The sequence below is a fragment of the Chloroflexota bacterium genome, assembly GCA_016235055.1.
GTDB lineage: Bacteria > Chloroflexota > Anaerolineae > JACRMK01 > JACRMK01 > JACRMK01.
In genome coordinates, this window is record JACRMK010000035.1 from 1 (window position 1) to 19,285 (window position 19,285).

Here is a 19,285-nt window from a genome sequence, read left to right on the forward strand (position 1 = left end):
TGAAGAAAGGCCTCTGTGGTGTTCGACCACGGAGGCTCGGTTTGTCTGTGGCCGCCGGCGCTACTTCAGCGCGTCGGTGATGTGCCCGGTGTGCTCGCGGTCGTGGCGCGCCACCGTGCGCAGGATCTCCTCGACGGTGACCTCGCGCATGACCGACGCGTGAGTGCCTTGCGCATCGAGCTGCGCGTCGTTCAGCGCATCGACCAGCGCGAGCAGGTCGGCCTGGCTGGCCGCCAGATCGACGCTCAACTGCTCGACGGACTTCTCCTTCTGCTTCTCGACGCCGCGCCGGTTGTAATATTCGAGGTCGAAATTGGCCGGCGTACCGCCCTTGCCGTCGAGGATGTTGCGGATCAGGCGGCCCTGGCCCGCTTGGTTGTACGCCAGGTGCGCGAACACGTCCTTGACGCTCCAGCCCTCGGCGGCGGTCGGCCGCGCCCACTGCGCGGCGCTCAGACCGGCGACGGCCTTCATCAGCGCATCGCGCGATTCCTGCAGGTCCTGCTTCAATGCGGCTTTGCGGTCAATCATTGGTTTTCCTCCCCAGTGTTGTGAAGTGATGACAGGGTGACAAGACGACAAGGTGAAAACGCACTACTGCGTCATCAAGTCACCTCGTCACCTTGTCATCCAGTCATCCGCTCACGCCAGCGCCAGCGCGTACTCCCAGACCTTCTCGCTCATGCGGGCAACGGCCTCTTCGAGGTTCGCCCAGATGCCGCGGTGCCGCGCGTTGAAGAAGCAGACGATCACCGGCGGCTTGCCGTACGGCTCGATCAGCCCGACGTCGTTGGCGATGAACGGGCCGAAGTCGCCGGTCTTGTGCGGCGTGCCCGCGCCGAACAGGTATTTCGGGATGCGCGATGTGAACTGCTGGAGCCGCATGAAGCGCAGCATCTCGTCGCACGAGGCGCGGCTGGCGCACGTGCCGGCCTGGATCATCTCCAGCAGGCGGCCCATCTCCCGCGCGCTCGACAGCCCGAACGGGTGCTCCCCGGCCAGGTGGAACCGTTCGCGGGCGGCGGCGGCCTCACGCGGCGGCAGGTTCGGGTAGCCCTTGCTGAACAGTTCGGACGGCGAGAGCGTGTCATACGACGGATCCATCGCCGTGCCGAGTGCGCGGAACCAGTCGAAGCAGGTGCCGGGCGCGTGCATGCTCGTGAAGCCGAGTGCGAACATGCTGCGGTTGACCGCCTCCGGGCCGCCGACGGCGTCGAAGCAGAGGTCGGTGCCGGTGTTGTCGCTCTGGATGATCATCAGCATCGCCGCGTCGCGCAGGGTGAGCGACAGCCCGTTGTCGAGCGTGCGCAGGACGCCGGTGCCGAAGCGCTTGTGGTACGTCTCCAGTGTGATGCGCCGATCGAGGTCGATGCGCCCGGCATCAACCTGCCGAAACAACTCGACGAGGATCGGAATCTTGATGACGCTCATCGTGTCCATCGGCCGGTCGGCGTTGATGGCGATCTCGGAGCCGTCGGCGAGGAACTTGGTGTAGACGCCCCACTCGGCGTTGACACCGTTGGCGATGCGTTCGAGGTTGAGTTGCAGGTCGGATAGCATAGCGTCTCCGTTGTGCGTCAGGCGGCGCGCGCCCTCAGCGTAATGTGGGTGATCTCGGGCGGGCAGTTGAAGCGCACGGCGGGGGCAATCATGCCGACGCCGCGCGTGACGTACAGCGGCAGGCGGTTGACCTGGTACAGGCCCATGGTGTACTTCGTGCCGAGGAACGGCAGGATCAGCGGCCCGACACCCGGCACGCGCACCTGTCCGCCGTGCGAGTGGCCGGACAGTTGCAGGTCGACCGGGTGCCGCGACACATAGTCGGCGATGTCCGGCTCATGTACCAGCAGAATGGTCGGCTCGCTGGCTGGGATGCCGCGCAGCGTCTTGTCCAGGTCGAGCCAGCCCTTGCAGGCGTCGTCCGCGCCGGCCAGCCAGAAGCGCGCGCCGTTGTGCTCGATCGCCTTCGCCGTATTGCGCATGATCGGTACGCCGGCGCTCGGCAGGGCCGCGGCGACCAAGCGCCCGTCGCTCCAGTCGTCCTGGTTGCCGAGCACGCCGTAGACGCCGAGGCCCGCTTTGAGGCGCGCCATCTGTGCGGCGCACGATTCGACGTAGCGCGGCGCATCGGCGTCGGGCACGTAGTCGCCGGTCAGCACGACCAGATCGGGGGCGAGCGCGTTGGCGGCGTCGACCGCCGCCGCGATCTCGGACTCGTCCGTGTGCGGCCCACGGTGCAGATCGCTCAACTGGACGATGGTCAGGCCGTCGAGCGCGGCGGGCAGGCGCGGCAGGGTGATCGTGACGCGCTCGATGCTGAGGACGCGCGGCTCGACCAGCGCCGAGTAGCCGAGGCCGCCCGCACACAGCGAGAGCGCGCCGATGGTGCCGCGCACGAACTGGCGACGCGTGAGTGGCATAGCGATAAGTATAGCACGGCTGAGGAACAGAGAGCAGGGATCGGGTGTCAGGGATCGGGTGTCAGGGATCGGGTGTCAGGGATCGGGACTCAGGGAACAGGGATCGGGTGTCAGGGAACAGGGCTCAGGGACTAGACGACAGAGGAAGAGTTTCGTGCTTCTTCGTGTAGCTTCGTGGATAGGTTTTAGCGCCGCGTAAGACTTCCGCTATTTGGCTTTGTGCGGGAAGAGCTCGCTCAGGCTGCGGCGCCAGTGAATGCGCCGGATCGCCTCGGCCAGCAGCGGCGCGACGGTGACGACACGCACTTTCGGCGAGAACAGCACTGGCTGGCTCTCGATACTGTCGGTGATGACCAGTTCCTCGATCGGGCTGGCGTCCAGCCGTTGCATGGAGCCGGGCGCGAAGACGCCATGGGTGACGGCGGCCACCACGCGCACCGCGCCGTGCTCGACCAGCGTGTGCGCCGTTTCGACCAGCGAGCCGCAGGTCAGCGTGAAGTCGTCCACGATCAGGGCGGTTTTGCCGCGCACGTCGCCGATCAGGTCGAATACCCGCGCGCGTTCGTCGTGCGCCGGGCGGTCCTTGTCGCCGATCGCCAGTCCCGCGCCGAGCAACTCGGCATACTGCCGGGCGCGCTTGGCGAAGCCGACGTCGGGCGAAACGACGACGACGTTGTCCAGACCGCGCGCGCGGAAATCGTCGCACAGCACGTGCACGGCGTACAGGTCGTCGACCGGAATCTTGAAGAAGCCCTGAATCTGCTGGGCGTGCAGGTCGAGCGTCACGACGCGGTCGGCGCCGGCCGACTCGATGGCATCGGCGCAGACGCGCGCGCGGATCGAGACGCGCGGCTCGTCCTTCTTGTCGCCTTTGGCGTACGAGAAGTAGGGGATGAGCGCCGTGACCGATTCCGCGCTGGCGCGCTTGAATGCGTCGATCCAGAAGAGCAACTCGACGAAGTTGTCGTTGGCGGGGAAGACGATTGACTGCACGATGTAGACGCGGCGGCCGCGGACGTTCTCCCGGATGCGCACGAACAGGTTGCCCTCGGAGAAGCGGAGCACCTCGTTGGCGCCCGGCTCCACGCCAAGCTCGGCGCAGATCCGGCGGGTCAGCGCCTGGCTGCCGCTGCCTGCAAAGACGCGGATCTCGTCGGGCTCGTAGGCGGCGTGGGTCATGGGAAAAAGAAACAGACCTGCCGAGGTTGCCCGCCGGCAGGTCTGTGCATAGTTTCGGGCTAGTGCGAGGAGGGCGGAGCGCTCTCGCGGTGGGTGACAAACGGTTCGATGAAGATGCCCATCAGAATCGCCACGCATACGGTCGGCACCAGGATCAGCAGCAGCGCGCCGCCGCCGACCATGAAGAGACCGGCCAGCGCGATAACGCCGGCGCCGGCGGCCACCAGGCCAGCCACGCCCGCCAGCAAGTATGCAATGGCGGCGAAAGCGCGCGCCAGCGGGGCGAGCACCGGGACATCGTCGAATGCCTCCACGACCGTGGCGCCGAGGAACCAGAGAATCGGCGCAGCCGCGGCGATCAGCAGGCAGCCGAGCGCGATGGTGTACTGCTCGGTGATCAGGCCGAAGCCGGCCACGATGAACATCCAGGCCACGGCGCCCAGCACGAGCGCGAGGCCCATGCGCCACAGCGCGTCGCCGACGAGCAGGACCAGCAGGAAGATGATGACCAGCAGCACGCCGGTCGTCGTCTGGTCGAGCGTCGCCAGTTCGAAGCCGATGGCGCCGAGGGTCGTCCAAGCGATGGCCGTGAGCAGCAATGCGCGGACGAAGCGGCCGATCTGCGGCGCGCGCTCGGCGAACGGGCGCGCCATGGCCTTCACCACGCCAAGCCCGCCCAGCAGTTTGAGCACCAGGTCAGTGACGAACAGGGCCACCGATGCGCCGGCCAGATTGATGATGAGCCGGAACGTCGCATCGTCCAGTCCAATGTTAAACATCGCAGTCGATCTCCTTGCGTTGTCTTTCGCCGCACTGATAATGGCGAGCGCGTGTGCGCTTACGGCGCGAATTATAGCACAGCTGGCAGCTAGCGACTAGTTTTTACAGGACGATTCAAAAGTTATAGCGCTGCGCCATAATTCGACGAGCCGCATGCTTCTCATGCGCTGCTCCTCAAGTGTATATCACCCAAACCGGTTCGACGAGTCTTTGTTGCAGCCCTCCCCCCGACCCCCTCGCAACGAAGTTGGGAGGGGGAGAGAATCCAAGGGGATTAGCGCGGCGGCGCAGCCGCCGCGCTAATCCCCGTTAGCTTTTCCCCTTCTTCCCTGCGCGCGGGGGAGAAGGGGCTAGGGATGAGGGGGCGAAACTGGCGGCCGGACTCCAAAATGAGAATTGCTGTGAATCGCCGTGCTAGTTTTTGGCCGCTAGCCGCACCTGCGCACCGTGCTCTCTCCAGTGCTCGACCGGCCGGCGGCAGACCGTTTCCATGTCCCAGAACCCGCTGCCGAAGAACTCCGCGCCTTTGCTCCATTCGTCGTCATGGATGCCGTCCAGCAGGAGCAGTCCGGCCGCGTAGTCGCGCTCGAAACGCTGCTTGAGCCCGTCGCGCTTCAACCGCATGGCGGTCAGGCGCGTCAGCCAGTAGCTGCCTGTATGAAGGAGACCGCCCGGCATGTTGCCGAGATTAGCGCCCTTGCGGGCGCTGTCGACCTGGCGCGGGAGCAGGCCAATGCTAATCACGAAATGCGTCAGCAACTCGCCGTTCGTCCAGCCGGTGCTCACGCTCGGCTGCCGCCACTGGGAGTCCGTCAGCGTATCGACCAGGGCGTGGAAGTCGGTGCGCATCGCCTCCCATTCGGCGCGCAGCGCGGCGCGGTCAACGGTTTTGGGGGATTGTGCGGTCATCGCTAGCTCTCCTTGGTCAGTTCTAGAGCGGTTTGCGGAATAATCCGATACAGTGTCACAGGGCTGCGCGCCGCATCGCATGTAGGGACAGGCCTTTGGCCTGTCCGCTGGGCAGGTCAAAGACCTGCTCCTACCCGGCGAACCGCATGGCGTGCCCGATGTTTCTGCAAAACGCTCTAGTGGCCGTATGTTACACTAGGGCCAATCCGCCGCGAAATGGCGATGTATCGAAATCTGCGCGAACGGCGTATACTGTAAGGAGAGACGGGGGGTTTTGCCGAGGGGGAAGAGCACTCGCGCGCCCGGACGGGCAAGGAGGCGCTCATGTTGAAACTCAGAATACGCTGGGTGTTGGGGTTGTGCGCGCTACTGTGCGCGTTCAACGCGTTGCTGATCGTACCGGTGGCCGATGCCGGGAGCGTGCCCGGTGAGCCGGCGACATGGTCGGAGCCGGATGGCGCGGATGCGGTCGAGCCGACCGATGCCGACCTGCCGGAAGTCACCGCATTTCTGCCCGCGCTCGCGCCGGATTTCGCGACGGGCAAGTGGATCGACGTCAACTTGTCGCGCCAGCGCATCACGGCCTACTATAACGGACGCGCCATGCGCTCGGTGCTGGTGTCGACCGGTACATGGCGGCACCCGACCGTGGTCGGGCGCTTCCGCGTCTATCGCAAGGTCCACTCGCAGACGATGAGCGGCGGTTCGCGCGCGGCGGGCGACTACTACCGGTTGCCGGGCGTGCCGCACGTGATGTACTTCTACAGCGGGTACGCGATCCACGGCACCTACTGGCACCACAACTTTGGACGCCGGATGAGCCACGGCTGCGTCAACCTGACGCTGGCCGACGCCGACTGGTTCTACAGTTGGTCGCCGATCGGCACGCCGGTCATCACGCATTACTGAGGCATGAGGGCGGCGTAGGCGCGGAGACCGCACCCCTACGGCATCGGCACGGTATGACCAGGACGATTTTTCTGCAATAAGCTCTGGGAACTCTCGCGGGAGACGCAAGAAATGATACGACGATTCATCGCTGTGTTGGCAGTGATGGTTCTGCTGGGTGTTGTGACTGCGGGGCCGGCCCTGGCTGCGCCGCCGGCGGCCGGCAAGGTGTACCGCTTTGATCGGCTGGATGCAGACCTGACCGTGCAGTCCAACGGCGACATTGACGTGGTCGAGACGCAGACGTTCTCCTACGTCAGCGGGGATTTTGAGGGGTACGGCTTCCGGCACATCCCCTTCAACAACCTGGAGGACATCACACAGGTATCCGTCGCGGAGGCGGGGCGCGAGTTCCGGCAGTCGACCGACCGCTCGGCCGGCACGTACTACACGATACGCGACAGCCAGTTCCACATCTGGTGGTGGTACGGGCGGCCGCAGGTGCCGAGCACGCGCACGTTTGTGGTGCGCTACACGGTCAAGGGCGGGCTGCGCATCTACGATGGCGGCGACCAGTTGTGGTGGAAGGCGGTCTTCCCCGATCACGCCGTCACGATTCCGAACAGCAAGATCACGGTGCGCCTGCCGGCCGGCGCGGTCGGCAGCCAGTTGAAGACCGACATCTACCGGAACGCGGAGATCGACTCGCGTGCGAAGGCGCAGGTCGTGGGCGACAACGCGGTGGTGTTCACCACGACGAGCATCCCGGACGGCACGTTCATCGAGGCGCGGGTGCAGTTCCCGCACGGACTGGTGAGCGCGGCCAGGCCGAAGTGGCAGGACGCCGCCGACGCCGAAGCCGCGCGCGCCGAGGCGATGAAGCCGATGCTGTCGCTGGTGAACCTGGCGCTGCTGGCGCTGGCGGCATTGATCGGCGTCGTCAGTCTGCCGCTGATGTACCTGCTCTGGTACGTGCGCGGGCGCGACGCGCCAACGCACTTCACGGCCAGCCAGGTCAGCGAGCCGCCGGATGCGACGCCGCCCGGCGTCATCGGCACGCTGCTCGACGAGCAGGCCGATGTGCGCGACGTGCTGGCCACGCTGGTGGACCTGGCCCGGCGCGGCCACCTGCGCTTCGAAGAACGCCAGACCGAGGGGATCTTCGGCATCGGCGCGCACCGGACCTTTGCGCTGGTCCGCGCGCGCGGCGCGCAGGACAGCCTGCGGCCGTACGAAGCGAGCGTGCTGAGCGCTGTATTCTCCTTTAGCGACGAGACGACGCTCGATGCGCTGAAAAACAAGTTCTACCGCGCGCTGCCGGGCATTCGCAGCCAGATGTACCAGGAGGTCGTGTCTTCCGGTTTCTATCGCCAGAGCCCCAATGCCACGCGCTCAAGCTGGCAGATGCTGGCGTTTGGCTGCCTGGTGCTGCTCGGTCTGCTCGCGTTCTTTGCCGGCAAGCCGCTTATGAGTGTGTTCTCGAACGTGCCGTGGGTCGGCTTTGCACTGATCGCCTTTGCGATCGAGTTGATGGTTACGGCGAACTTCATGCCGGCGCGCACGACGAAGGGGGCGGAGGCATCGGCCCGCTGGAAGGCGTTCCGGCGCTATCTCGAAGATATCGACCGCTATGTCAAGACCGGCATGCCGCAGGCCGGCGCGATATTCGAGCGGTACCTGCCGTTTGCGATCGCCTTCGGATTCAACGACCGGTTCACGAAGGCGTTTGCGGCGGCGGGCGCGCCCGCGCCGGTCTGGTACCACCCGTATTACGTAGGGCACAGCACTGGTAGCTATCGCGGCGGCGGTGCTGACTTGACGGGCGGCAGCGGCGTCGGCGGCGTGCCCGATCTGCAGAGCGTGAGCAACAACATGGCCGGGTCGCTGCAGTCGATGAGCGATGGCCTGACGAGCATGCTCAATTCGGCGTCGACCACGTTCACGAGTTCGCCGTCCTCCGGGCATAGCGGTGGCGGAGGCGGCGGCGGTGGTGGGGGCGGCGGTGGCGGCGGCGTCGGGTAGCTAAAATGTAAACGGGCGTTCAATTGAACGCCCGTATTTCGTTCCACGGGATGCTTCCCCCGCACCCATAACTGTCTGGCCTATACCAGCTCATTTGGTCGGGACGCATCATCCACCCCAGATGGTCTCGCTATGCCCGCACTCTCGCCGGGAAGATGCTTCGCCCGTACAAAAGGTCTATAATCAAATCACGACGATATGGATCTGCCATGAAATGGAGGCATCAATGAACCGCACGTTCTTCCAGCCAGCCATTGTGGCCACTTTGGTTTTGATGTTGTCACTTGGCTGCGGTGCACTGACTGGGACACCGCAGGCGCAGACGATGGGAACGATCAAGATCGTCAATGCGCACGTCAGAGGCAGCGATCCGTTTCCGGGCGGTAAGAACTTGCCGGATGCGCGCGAGTACGGGATCTGCATTCTCGCGTATCCACTGCCTAACCCGGCCGGGCTAACCAAGCCCGCTTTCGACATGATCCTGGCCAAAGACGGGGAACAGACAACCTACGGGTTGCCAGCCGGCACCTACACGGTGCAGGAATGGCAGTTTGACTCGGAGATCAACCAGGATCCGCTCTATTCGCCTGCCGTGAAGAACTATGTGCGCCCACCGGAAATGGTCGTTCTCAAGGCGAATGAGACGGTGGTATTTGGAAGCGGGCGCACCGGGGCCGTGCCGGGAGACTTTTTCGAGGGGCAACTACTCAGCCCGAATTGCCTGGGCGGGTTACAGCAACCGGGCAGGCTGCCCACGCCCACCAGCACGCCCACAGCGACACGCACAACCACGCCGACGGCGACGCCCACAGCCCCGCCGGCAGCAACGCCCGCAGCCACGCCGGTGCTGACGCCTAAAGCCGCGACCGGCGCCTGGGCGCTGAAGTTGATCCAACCGGATGTTGGCAAGAGCGAGGCACAGTTCAGCTATCCGGGGCTGGCGTGCAGCGGCGGAACAAAGGTGACAGCGTCGGAAACCAGCGCGTCGACCACGACGGCCGGCACGTGCCAGGTGAAGGGCGCGTTGGTCGCCAACGAGAAGACGCAACATTCGTGGAGTCGCCCACCCGACCAGCTTACGCCGGGCCAGGAGTTGAGCGGCAGCATGAACGTGAGCCAGTCGGGCCTGTGCAGTTGGACGGTCGCGACGACTGAGGCCGGCTGCCGTACTCAGGCCACCACAAGCCACATCGTGTGGCAGGGAGATGGTTGGCCCGGAGGCCCGGTGGAATTCCCCTACCGGAACCTGATCTATGGCAATGACAGCAACGTTCGGGCTCTGGCTTCTACCCGGCCGACCGGCAGCTTTAAGTGGAAGGTTCCCAGCGGCGCCTCCGGCGGCAAAACCCTAGTGCTCCAGTTCGTCTCGGCCTCAAGCGGCGGAAAGGTCTACACGAACTTCTGGTACGAGTGGCAGGCGCCGTGAGGGGCCGGGAGGCCATACCGCAGGTGAGTGGCGGCATCGTGCAGGGGTAAACAAAACGGGCGTTCAATTGAACGCCCGTACTGTTTCGCTCTGCGCCTACCGCGCCCGCAGCGCCACGAGCGCGATGTCGTCGTGCTGCGGCGCGGCGGCGCGGTAGCGATCGAGCGCGCCGATCAGATCGTCGCACAGCGTGTGTACCGGCTCGCCGTGAAGACTGGCCAACGCGGCGCATAAGCGTTCAGCGCCGAACGGCTGTTGCTGTGTGTTCATCGTGTCGGTAACGCCGTCGGTGTAGAGGACGAGCGTGCTGCCGGGCACGAGGTCGACCGTCTGGCGGGTCAGGGCCGGCGTCGGCAGCAGACCCAGCGGCTGGCCGGGCATGCGCGCGCTGAAATCGCACGCGCCCTGCGCGCCGACATGCGCGGGGCGCTCGTGACCGGCGCGCACGTACTCGAAGCGATGGGACGCGCCATCGAGCACGCCGTACAGCATGGTGACGAACATGCCGGCGTCGTTCATGTCGAGCAGCAGCCGGTTCACGTTGCGCAGCACCGCGTCGGGCGCGTCGGCGCGGAATGCCTCGGCGCGCAGGAGACTGCGCGCCAGCGCCATGAAGATCGCGGCGGGCACGCCTTTGTCCGACACGTCGCCGATGGCGATGCCGAGTCGCCCGCCGGCCAGCGGCACGAAGTCGTAGAAATCGCCGCCGACCGCGCGGCTGGGGATCATGCGCGCGTCAAAGTCGAAGCCGGGCATCTGCGGCAGGGTGTGCGGCAGGATGCTCTGCTGGATCTCTCGCGCGACCTGTAACTCGCGCTCCAGCCGTTCTTTCTCGATGATCTGCGCCTGCGCGGCTTTGAGGTCTTCGTAGGCGCGCGTCAATTCGGCATTCTTCTGCCGCAGGCTGGCGACCGTCTCGTTTTCCGACTCCTGCAGGCGGCTGCTCACCACGCGCACCATCTCATACGCGATCAGCGGGTGGCGATGCAGGACGGTCTCAAAGTCGGCCCGCGTCATCTCGTACATCTGCACGGGCGTGCGCGCGCGGACGCTGGCGGTGCGCTGCCGCTCCGGGTTGAGCAGTCCCATCTCGCCGATGAATGCGCCGGGGCCGCGCACGGCTAACAGGCGCTCGTCGGATGTGCCCAGCGCCTTGATGACGTCCACTTCGCCTTCGGCGAGCACAAAGAAGCGGTCGGCGACATCGCCTTCGTGGAGCATCAGCGTGCCCGTGTCGAGCGCCAGCGTGCGCATGGCGTCGGCCAGCGCTTGCACGTCGGCGTCGGGCAGGGCCGCGAACAGCGGCAGTCTCTTCAGCAGGAGCGCTTTCATGGGCGGACCTCCGGCACACACTGTAGCACAAAATGGGACGCGGCCGCAAGCGATTTGAAACGGCGCGGCCCGTGGACTATAATCGCGCCAATTCACCGGTATCAATCAAGGAGCGAACATGAAAGGCGCGGAAGCGTTGCTGCGGACACTGCTGAACGGCGGTGTCGACGTCTGCTTCACCAACCCCGGCACGTCGGAGATGCAATTCGTGGCCGCGGTCGATCGCGTGCCGCAGATGCGGGCGATCCTGGCGCTGTACGAGGGCGTAGTGACCGGCGCGGCCGACGGCTACGCGCGCATGGCCGACAAACCGGCCGCGACGCTGCTGCACCTCGGCCCCGGGCTGGCCAACGGGCTGGCGAACATCCACAACGCGCGCAAGGCGCTGTCGCCCATGGTCAACATCGTCGGCGAGCACGCGACCTACCATGTGCAGTACGACGCGCCGCTGACATCGGACATCGCGGGCATCGCCAAGCCGGTTTCGGCGTGGGTATGCACCACGCAAAGCGCCGGCACGATCGCGCGCGACGCGGCCGAGGCCGTGCAAATCGCGCGGCAGACGCCGGGGCGGATCGCGACACTGATCACGCCGGCCGACGCGACGTGGGACGAGACGGATGGCCCCGCAACCGTGGCCGCGCCGGCCGCACCAGCGGCGGTGGACGATGCGGCGATCCTCGACGCGATGCGCGCGCTGACCTCCGGCGAGCCGTGTATGCTGATGCTGGACGGCTTCGCGCTGCGCGCGCAGGCGCTGGAATACGCCGGGCGCATCGCCCGTCAGACCGGCGCGCGCCTGCTGTCGCCGACGTTCTATCCGCGTATGCAGCGCGGCGCGGGCCGCGTCAACATCGAGCCGCTCCCGTATTTCGCTGAGCTGGCGAGCCAGAAGCTGCAGGGGTTGAAGCACCTGATCCTGGTCGGCGCGAAGCCGCCGGTGGCGTTCTTCGCATACCCCGGCAAGCCGTCGTGGCTGACGCCGGACGGCGTGCAGATCCACGAACTGGCGACGCGGGCGAACGATCTGCCCGACGCGTTGATGCGCCTGGCCGATGCGGTCGGTGCGAAGGCTCCGGCGGCGACGCAGACTCTGCTGCGGCCGGACCTGCCGAGCGGCGAACTGAAGCCGTCCAGCATGGCGCGGGCGCTGGCCGCGCTGCTGCCGGAGCAGGCGATTGTCGTGGACGAATCGGGCACGTCATCCCTGCCCGGCTTCGGCATGACCGCAAGCGCGTCGCCACATGACTGGCTGGTGTCCACCGGCGGCGCGATCGGCTGGGGGCCGCCGGTCGCGACGGGCGCGGCGGTGGCGTGCCCCGATCGCAAAGTGCTGAACCTGCAAGCGGATGGCAGCATGATGTATACCCTCCAAGCGCTCTGGACACAGGCGCGCGAGCAGTTGAATGTGACGACGGTCATCTACAACAACCGCGCTTACCGCATCCTGGGCATCGAGTTCGGCCGCACTGGCTCCGGCGCGATGCCGGGTGCGCAAGCTGCGCCGCTGCTGAGCCTGGAGAACCCGCAACTCGACTTCGTATCGCTAGCGAAAGGCATGGGCGTGCCGGCCGTGCGCGTGACGACGGCCGAAGAGTACAGCCGCGCGCTGGCCGCGATGCTGAAAGAGCAGGGGCCGAACCTGATCGAAGCGGTGATATAGCGATCCAGCCGCTCGCGCCCGATTGCGGGTCAGCCGCAACCAGGAGGCAGTGGGATGATCGTTGCCTTTTGTGGACTCTTTGGAAAATCGACCAATGCCATGGAATATACGATGCCCGCTTCGACGTCTGCGGTGAAGCCTCCTCGAGTAGTGCCGAATTCGTAGTGCCCCGGGTTCAGGTGAAGGATCTTTCGGTCAATCGTATCTCCTTTCCTGGGTTGCAATATGGCCTCCAACTCGATGCCTTTTATCCCAACAATGGTAACTGGCATTTGGCCCCAGTGGTTCTCCACGATCAGAACCGCCTTGCCGGGCTGCGGTCGTTCGAACCAGGCCGGGCATTGGGGCGGCGCAGGCGGCGTCGGCGGCACATAGCCTGGGCACGCGGGCGGTGCGGGGGCTCCATAGACTGGCAGTAACGCGGGCGTCTTCTGGGGGCTGTAATAGGATACCATGACAGATATCCCCGGTCCGATGTCCACTACGATTCGCTTGCCGCCAGAAACCTCAAACTCGTGATGCCCAGGCGAGAGTGTCACACTCGCGATGCCGGATATGTCACCCTCCATGACTGGTACTTTGACGACAAGAGCTTTGGAGTCCGGCACAAGCACCTCCAGAAGCTCGTTTGTCCTGTTCTCAATGAACAGTACTCCCTTTTCCGGCGCAGGCGTGACGAACCACGCAGGACACTGGGGCGCCGGAGTTGGCGTCGGCGGCAAGCCACCCGGGCAACCGTATGGAGTGAGGACGCCACCCACATGGGCGTCAGCGATGGCTCCTGAAGTATGACCAACCCACGGGCTATACCCCTCTCGTGCTCGACGGCCTTTGTAGATTTCTGCGAGCATCATTGCGTCAGCTTCAATCGTGAACGAAATGCTGCCGCCCCCCGAGGCGCTTGCAAACGGGAAGACGTAATCACCGGGCGTGAGTTGGAGGGTTATGTACACCGGCACGTCGGACTGCGTGCCTGACAACTGGAAGGGTGAGGGGTAGCCCGGCAGGCTCTCGATGAACGTGGTGTCATTCATCTCGTTAGCGATGAAGAGCACTCCCTTGCCGGGTTGCGGCGCCTGATACCATGCCGGGCAGGCGGGCGCAGCTGCCACCGGCGCGGGCGTGTCGGTGGGGCGACGGGTCGGCGCGCGGGTGGCGGTCGCCGCCGGCTCGGGCGTTGGCGGTTCGGTTGGCGTCGGTGTAGCCGTGCGCGTTGGCGGTGGAGTCGCGGTGTTGGATGCTGTGGACGTCGGTGTTGGCGATGACACAGTCGTTGCCGTGAGCGTGGCGGGCGGCGGTACCGGCGTAGCCGTCTGAGTTGCAGTGGGCGGCTCGCCGGTTGGCGTCGGCGCGACGCTTGCAGTGGGGCTGCATGCGACGACGAGCAGCGCGCAGAGGGCCAGCAGCATGCTGATGATGGCGACGGGGAGGGAAAGGAACGGGCGCATTGTGGGCCTCCTGTTACGAATGTTACCGCAAGTGCGCGGTGTGCGTCAAGGTCTTGACAGCAACCCTCTGCTGTACCGGCAGGCAACAGCATGGCGGTTCTGCATGGTATCTGTCTCCGTGCGCCATACCACTTTTCAGGCTTGCCTCGGATCGGGATAGAATCAATTTAGACTCGCAGTGCAAATCCGATGTCCGGCGACATGGCAACCATCTGTCACGGCAAGCTGGGAGCCGCTACCGAGAACAACGGAATCAGTCACGGAGGGATGCTGTGAAGCGACATGCGCAGATCAATCCGGAAGCATTGGCATGGCTGTTAGCGCCGGACGACCCCGGCGTGCGCTACCTGGCGCTGCGCGACCTGTGCGACCGGCCTGAAGATGACGCGGAACTGGTTTCTGCACGTCGCGAGGCGCATACGCACGGGCCGATCGCGCAGGTGCTGGCGGCGATGCAGCCGGATGGCTATTGGGAGCAGCCCGGCCCCGGCTACCTGCCGAAATACCGCTCGACGGTCTGGGCCGTCTGCCTGCTGGCGCAACTGGGCGCGCGTGTCGACATGGATGTACGCATCGCGACCGCCTGCGCGTACCTCTGCGACCACGCACTGCTGCCGGGCGGGCAGTTCACGTCCAATGGCGCGCCGTCCGGCACGGTGGACTGCCTGCAGGGCAATCTCTACTGGTCGCTGGCTGCACTCGGCTGGTTCGACCCGCGCCTGGATGCCGCGCTGGAGTGGATGGCGCGCACCGTCACCGGCGAGGGTGTCGCGCCGATGGCCGACAAAAAGGCGCCGGTGCGTTACTACGCGGGCAAATGCGGGCCGCAGTTTGCGTGCGGCGCGAATAACAAGCATGCTTGCGCCTGGGGCGCGGCGAAGGTGATGCTGGCGTTTGGCGCGGCGCCGCCGAAGCGGCGCACGCCGCTCGTCAAACGGGCGATCAAGGCCGGTGTCGACTTCCTGTTCAGCGTCGATCCCGCCGATGCGACCTATCCGTCAGGCTGGGCCGCCAAACCGAGCGGTAACTGGTGGAAGTTCGGCTTTCCGTTGTTCTACATCACCGATCTGCTGCAAATCGTCGAGGCACTGGCCGCGCTTGGCTACGCGCGCGACGAGCGCCTCAAACGCGCGCTGGCCGTCGTGCACGAGAAGCAGGATGCGCGGGGCCGCTGGCCGCTTGAGTACGGCTACGCCGGCAAGACCTGGGTGAACTTCGGTGTGATGAAGCAGCCGAACAAGTGGGTCACATTGCGCGCGCTCCGCGCGCTGAAGGCGGCGGGCGGGTAGCGCCACTCGGCGTTAAGGACAGCCCGGCGGCATATACACGGTGGCCGCGCGCTTGCCCCACAGGCCCCAGGTCAACCCAATGCCGTACACCTGCCCTTCCGCCACGTCGACCGTGAAGCCGCCCTGGATCGTCCCGAACTCATAGTGGCCGGGAGACAGTTGCAGGACCAATCGATCGATCTTACCGTCGCGGGCCGGGAGTAACATGTGATCGAGAACGATACCTTGCAAGCCTACAACGGTTATTGCCTGTTGCGAGACGTAGTTTTCGACAATCAATACACCCTTGCCCGGCTGCGGGCGCTGGAACCAGGCCGGGCACTGCGGCGGAGGTGGCGGTGTCGGTGGCGTGTAGCCAGGGCAGGCGGTCGGCGGGGTCAGCCCGTATACCTGCAGCAGGTCTGGCCCCCAGCGTGACTCGGGATGCACGACGACGGCGGATGTGCCGGGGGCGAGGTCCACGACGACTCGCTTGCTGGTCGAGGTTAGGAACTCGTAGTGGCCGGGCGAAAGTGAGATCGCAACAAACCCCGGCAGCTCATTGGCATTGCGCGGCACTTTGGCGACTACCTGGCCGGTGTTTGGCGCGAGCAGATCAAACGATTCGGTGCTCCGGTTCTCGATGGCCAGCACGGCCTTGTCGGGCGCGGGCGTCGCATACCAGGCCGGGCACTGCGGCGGTGGGGTTGGGGTCGGCGGCAGGCCGCCCGGGCAGCCGTACGGGATGTCGAATCGATTTAGGTATGCGTCTGCGCTGAAGGCGGTGACGGGCCGCCACCAGGAGTCTAGCTCCTTCCCCGATGCGCGCAGAAAGACCTGGAGCAGTTGTCTATCGCCGTCGCCAATAATCACCGCGACACTTCGGCCTCCGGCTTCGCTACTGTAGCTGATCTCGTACTGACCCGGCTCCATCTGTAGAGCGTAGCGAATTGGATCGCCCGTCTTGGTTGCGTCGAGTCGCAAAGCTGTCGTGCGTCCAGGCAACCCCTCAAACCACGCGGGAATCTTCATCCCGTTCGCGATGACCAGCAGGCCCTTGCCGGGCTGTGGGGGCTGATACCATGCCGGGCAGGCGGGCGCGGGCGCGGCGGCAACCGGCACGGGTGTGTCGGTGGGCGGGCGGGTGGGCGCGCGCGTGGCGGTTGGCTGCGGTGTTGCGGTCGGCTCAAGCGTTGGCGTGCTGATCGGGGGCACGGCGGTGGGTGTTGCCGATGGCGATGGTGTGGCCGTGGGCGGCAGGGTCGCCGTCGGCGTGGGCGATGGGGTGGCCGTGGGCGCGCTGGTCGGCGTGGGCGGCGCCGAGGTCGCCGTGGCCAGCACAAGTGTCGCCGTCGGTACCGAGAGCGAAGACGGCATGGGGGCCAGCGGCCCGCAGGCAGCCAGTAGTAGAGCTATCATCAGCACAAAAGCTGGGCGCATTGGAAGTTCCTTGCAATTGCTGTAACTTTGCCTGCTAGCGGCCGGCGCAGAAGATTCGGACGCCTCCGCATTGGGCATCCTAAACGAAGAGCGCTTTTTGATCACATCATATGTGAACACTATATGACGATCGCCGCACATTTTCAAGAGCGATTTTGTTAACGCTAGATTACAGGATTGTAACAATTGTGTTACGGTTTATTGGAAGCGGGCCATGGCCGGCCTGGTCCTGCTTGTGGCCGCACGCCAACCGTCCACCCGGAGCTTGTTCCCGGCATGGTCGCTTGTGTGACCTATCGGCATTGAACGGGGCACCTGAAACAAAACAAACGCCTGCGGGATCGTTACCCGCAGGCGTCTAGTCGTCGAGGGGGAGCCAGTCGTGCTACCGCCGGATGATTGGCAGGAACGCCCTTTGGTAACACGACGCCAGTCCGTCGCGGATCTGCTCGCGCAGCAACTCGGCTTTCGTGGCGTTGAATGTGTTGCCGGAGTTGGTGTCGCTGGTCGCGTTGTTGATGAACAGACCGAAGACGTATTGCTTCGACGATGCCGGCCCGGTGCAGAACGGGATCTGCGCCCAGCCGGCGATCGCGATGTGATCGACGTATGTCGCGCACGTGGCGCCGCAGATCTTGTAGTTCCCGGCCTTGTACGCCAGATCCATTCTGCTCATGAACGTCTGTGTCAGCACACCGGGCATACCGGGCGGCGCTTCCTGGTTGATGATCTTCGGGATGTCCGTCGTCCACAGCCCGGTCCAGTCATAGCCCTCTAATTGGTACTCGGCCTTGCCCGCCATGAGGCTGAAGAATGTGGTGCGGTTCGTCGGCGTCAGGAGCGTGCCGTTCGCTACCTTTTCGTACAGCGTGCCGAGGTCATCCAGCGTGGTCTGGTTGGGGATCGGCCCGCCGCAGCCGATGACATGGTTGATGGACGTGCTGTTCATGCCAAATGACTGCGCGTAGCCGATGATGTTGTTCACGCCGAAGGTATCGCTGATTTCGCGGGTGCGCGTGTTGTCGGAATGGCGCATCATCTCGCCGAGCGCGACGGACAACGTCTCCGTGCCGTTCACGGTGTTGCCGGGGCAGGAGCCGCTGAGCGGCGGCTGATAACGATTGACTGAGCCCGACAGGCTGGCCGCGCCGTTCTGGACCTGGCGCATGGCGTACACATGCAGCACGGCCTTGATGGCGCTGGCCGGCTCGAATTGTTTGGCGTCTTCGAGGTTGGCCAGCACCGGGCCATTGACTTCTTTGAGATACAGTCCCTTGACGCCGTCCGTGCCGTTGCGCAGCAACTGGCCGACGCGCGTCGTGACGGCGTTGGCGTTGTTGATCATCACATATGAGTAGCAGCGCCCTCCGCACCCGTCGTATGACATGGCGTCGATGATGCGTGAGCCGTTTTGGGCGTAGTTGTCCAGCAACTGCTGGGCCGTGGAACCGACGTACCACCACCACAGCGGGCAGTCCGTCCCGCATGATGTCATGATCGCGTTGTAACTGCCGTCGGGGTTGCGGTCGAGGTCGATCAACCGCGCGTTGTTACTGTTGATGAAGCTGCTGAGGTTTCCCACCGACTGGCCGACGTACCACCACCAGCCGCTGGCGTCGGCGCCCGTGTTGCTGATCATCACGACGGCGTAGTACGTCTGCGCTCCGACCGTGTAGGCATGCACCTGTACCAGCCGAGCGCTGTTGGCCTGCCATGCGGCGGTCACATTGGCGATCGACTGGTTGTAGTACCACCACCAGGCCTTGGCGTCGGCGCCGGTGTTGCTGACCATCACGGCGGCAAAGTGGATCACGCCACCGCCGCTGTCCCACGCTTTGAGCACCGTCAGGCGCGCATTGTTTGCCGACAGGTGGCTGCTGAGCGTCGCCGCGTCAACGTCCACATACCACCACCATGCCTTGCTGTATGCACCGGTGTTGGCGACATAGGTGACGGTGAATTTGATCGGCGCGGTTGTCGTCTCTACATCGAGATCGACGATGCGCACGTTGTTGGAGCCGTAGTACGCAACGATGTTGGCGACGGTCTGGCCGGAGTAGACCGACCAGCCGGTGGGGGTGCTGTTCTCCCGGTCGTCGACGCCCGCCACGGCGGGCGCTTCGGGCGTTCGGGGTGCGGCAGGCGCGCCGGCGGCGCCGAGCAAACCGGGCAGCATCAGCAACACCAGCAATGGCGAAACGGCATACACGACGAAGAGCGTGAATTTGCGGCGCATGGTCCCCTCCCAGGGCTCATATTCAAACGTGGTCGCAAGCCTGTTCGTGCAAGGCGAAAAGATAAGTAAACCTAAGCGAGAATCAAAACATCGTCAAGCAGCCGGATGATGCGCCAGCAATTCTCATTTTGGAGTCGGCTGCCAATATGCCCCCTCATCCCCTGCCCCTGCTCCCCCGCGCGCGCGGGGGAGCAGGGGAAAAGCTAACGGGGAGGGCAGCGCCACTTTTTCGGCGGGCCAGCTTGCGTGACAAGCGCCTGAGAGCCAGCGCATC

The 19,285-nt window shown here is 65.1% G+C and carries 15 protein-coding genes; 5 read left to right on the forward strand and 10 right to left on the reverse strand.

Annotation, left to right across the window (positions count from 1 at the left end):
- Positions 1-60 precede the first annotated feature (60 nt).
- From HZB53_08500 to HZB53_08525, 6 genes are all read right to left on the reverse strand, one after another.
- A complete protein-coding gene (locus tag HZB53_08500) occupies positions 61-531 on the reverse strand; it encodes a DinB family protein (protein ID MBI5877675.1) in 471 nt (156 codons plus the stop codon).
- A gap of 111 nt (positions 532-642) precedes the next feature.
- Positions 643-1,560, reverse strand: a complete 918-nt coding sequence (locus HZB53_08505; protein ID MBI5877676.1) for a serine hydrolase — start codon at positions 1,558-1,560, stop codon at positions 643-645.
- A gap of 17 nt (positions 1,561-1,577) precedes the next feature.
- Positions 1,578-2,420 (reverse strand): metallophosphoesterase, encoded by an 843-nt coding sequence (locus tag HZB53_08510; protein MBI5877677.1) that lies wholly within the window; start codon positions 2,418-2,420, stop codon positions 1,578-1,580.
- A 207-nt stretch (positions 2,421-2,627) separates the two neighbouring features.
- The gene (locus tag HZB53_08515) at positions 2,628-3,599 is read right to left on the reverse strand and encodes a ribose-phosphate pyrophosphokinase (GenBank protein MBI5877678.1); all 972 of its coding nucleotides are present in this window, start codon (positions 3,597-3,599) and stop codon (positions 2,628-2,630) included.
- A 59-nt stretch (positions 3,600-3,658) separates the two neighbouring features.
- Positions 3,659-4,378 carry a hypothetical protein gene (locus HZB53_08520; protein MBI5877679.1) on the reverse strand — a complete coding sequence of 240 codons (720 nt, stop codon included), beginning with the start codon at positions 4,376-4,378 and terminating at the stop codon, positions 3,659-3,661.
- 415 nt (positions 4,379-4,793) lie between these two features.
- Positions 4,794-5,288: a maleylpyruvate isomerase N-terminal domain-containing protein gene (locus tag HZB53_08525; GenBank protein MBI5877680.1), complete on the reverse strand. Its 495-nt coding sequence runs from the start codon at positions 5,286-5,288 to the stop codon at positions 4,794-4,796.
- 324 nt (positions 5,289-5,612) lie between these two features.
- Between HZB53_08525 and HZB53_08530 the strand changes: the two genes are divergently transcribed.
- From HZB53_08530 to HZB53_08540, 3 genes are all read left to right on the forward strand, one after another.
- Positions 5,613-6,197, forward strand: coding sequence for a L,D-transpeptidase (locus tag HZB53_08530; GenBank protein MBI5877681.1), 585 nt, complete (start codon positions 5,613-5,615; stop codon positions 6,195-6,197).
- A 111-nt stretch (positions 6,198-6,308) separates the two neighbouring features.
- A complete protein-coding gene (locus tag HZB53_08535; protein MBI5877682.1) occupies positions 6,309-8,198 on the forward strand; it encodes a DUF2207 domain-containing protein in 1,890 nt (629 codons plus the stop codon).
- Positions 8,199-8,424: 226 nt separating this feature from the next.
- Positions 8,425-9,624 carry a hypothetical protein gene (locus HZB53_08540; GenBank protein ID MBI5877683.1) on the forward strand — a complete coding sequence of 400 codons (1,200 nt, stop codon included), beginning with the start codon at positions 8,425-8,427 and terminating at the stop codon, positions 9,622-9,624.
- A 96-nt stretch (positions 9,625-9,720) separates the two neighbouring features.
- Here the strand turns inward: HZB53_08540 and HZB53_08545 are convergent, their stop codons facing one another.
- Positions 9,721-10,956, reverse strand: coding sequence for a SpoIIE family protein phosphatase (locus tag HZB53_08545; protein ID MBI5877684.1), 1,236 nt, complete (start codon positions 10,954-10,956; stop codon positions 9,721-9,723).
- Positions 10,957-11,074: 118 nt separating this feature from the next.
- On the opposite strand from HZB53_08545, the gene HZB53_08550 reads away from it, so the two are divergent.
- The gene (locus tag HZB53_08550; protein MBI5877685.1) at positions 11,075-12,619 is read left to right on the forward strand and encodes an acetolactate synthase large subunit; all 1,545 of its coding nucleotides are present in this window, start codon (positions 11,075-11,077) and stop codon (positions 12,617-12,619) included.
- A 29-nt stretch (positions 12,620-12,648) separates the two neighbouring features.
- On the opposite strand, the gene HZB53_08555 is transcribed toward HZB53_08550, so the two are convergent.
- The gene (locus HZB53_08555; protein ID MBI5877686.1) at positions 12,649-14,067 is read right to left on the reverse strand and encodes a hypothetical protein; all 1,419 of its coding nucleotides are present in this window, start codon (positions 14,065-14,067) and stop codon (positions 12,649-12,651) included.
- 272 nt (positions 14,068-14,339) lie between these two features.
- On the opposite strand from HZB53_08555, the gene HZB53_08560 reads away from it, so the two are divergent.
- Positions 14,340-15,356, forward strand: coding sequence for a nitrogen fixation protein NifH (locus tag HZB53_08560; protein MBI5877687.1), 1,017 nt, complete (start codon positions 14,340-14,342; stop codon positions 15,354-15,356).
- A gap of 12 nt (positions 15,357-15,368) precedes the next feature.
- Here HZB53_08560 and HZB53_08565 read toward each other — a convergent pair whose 3' ends face one another.
- Both HZB53_08565 and HZB53_08570 read right to left on the reverse strand, forming a co-directional pair.
- Positions 15,369-16,775 (reverse strand): hypothetical protein, encoded by a 1,407-nt coding sequence (locus HZB53_08565; protein MBI5877688.1) that lies wholly within the window; start codon positions 16,773-16,775, stop codon positions 15,369-15,371.
- A 385-nt stretch (positions 16,776-17,160) separates the two neighbouring features.
- Positions 17,161-19,011: a serine hydrolase gene (locus HZB53_08570; GenBank protein ID MBI5877689.1), complete on the reverse strand. Its 1,851-nt coding sequence runs from the start codon at positions 19,009-19,011 to the stop codon at positions 17,161-17,163.
- Positions 19,012-19,285 lie beyond the last annotated feature (274 nt).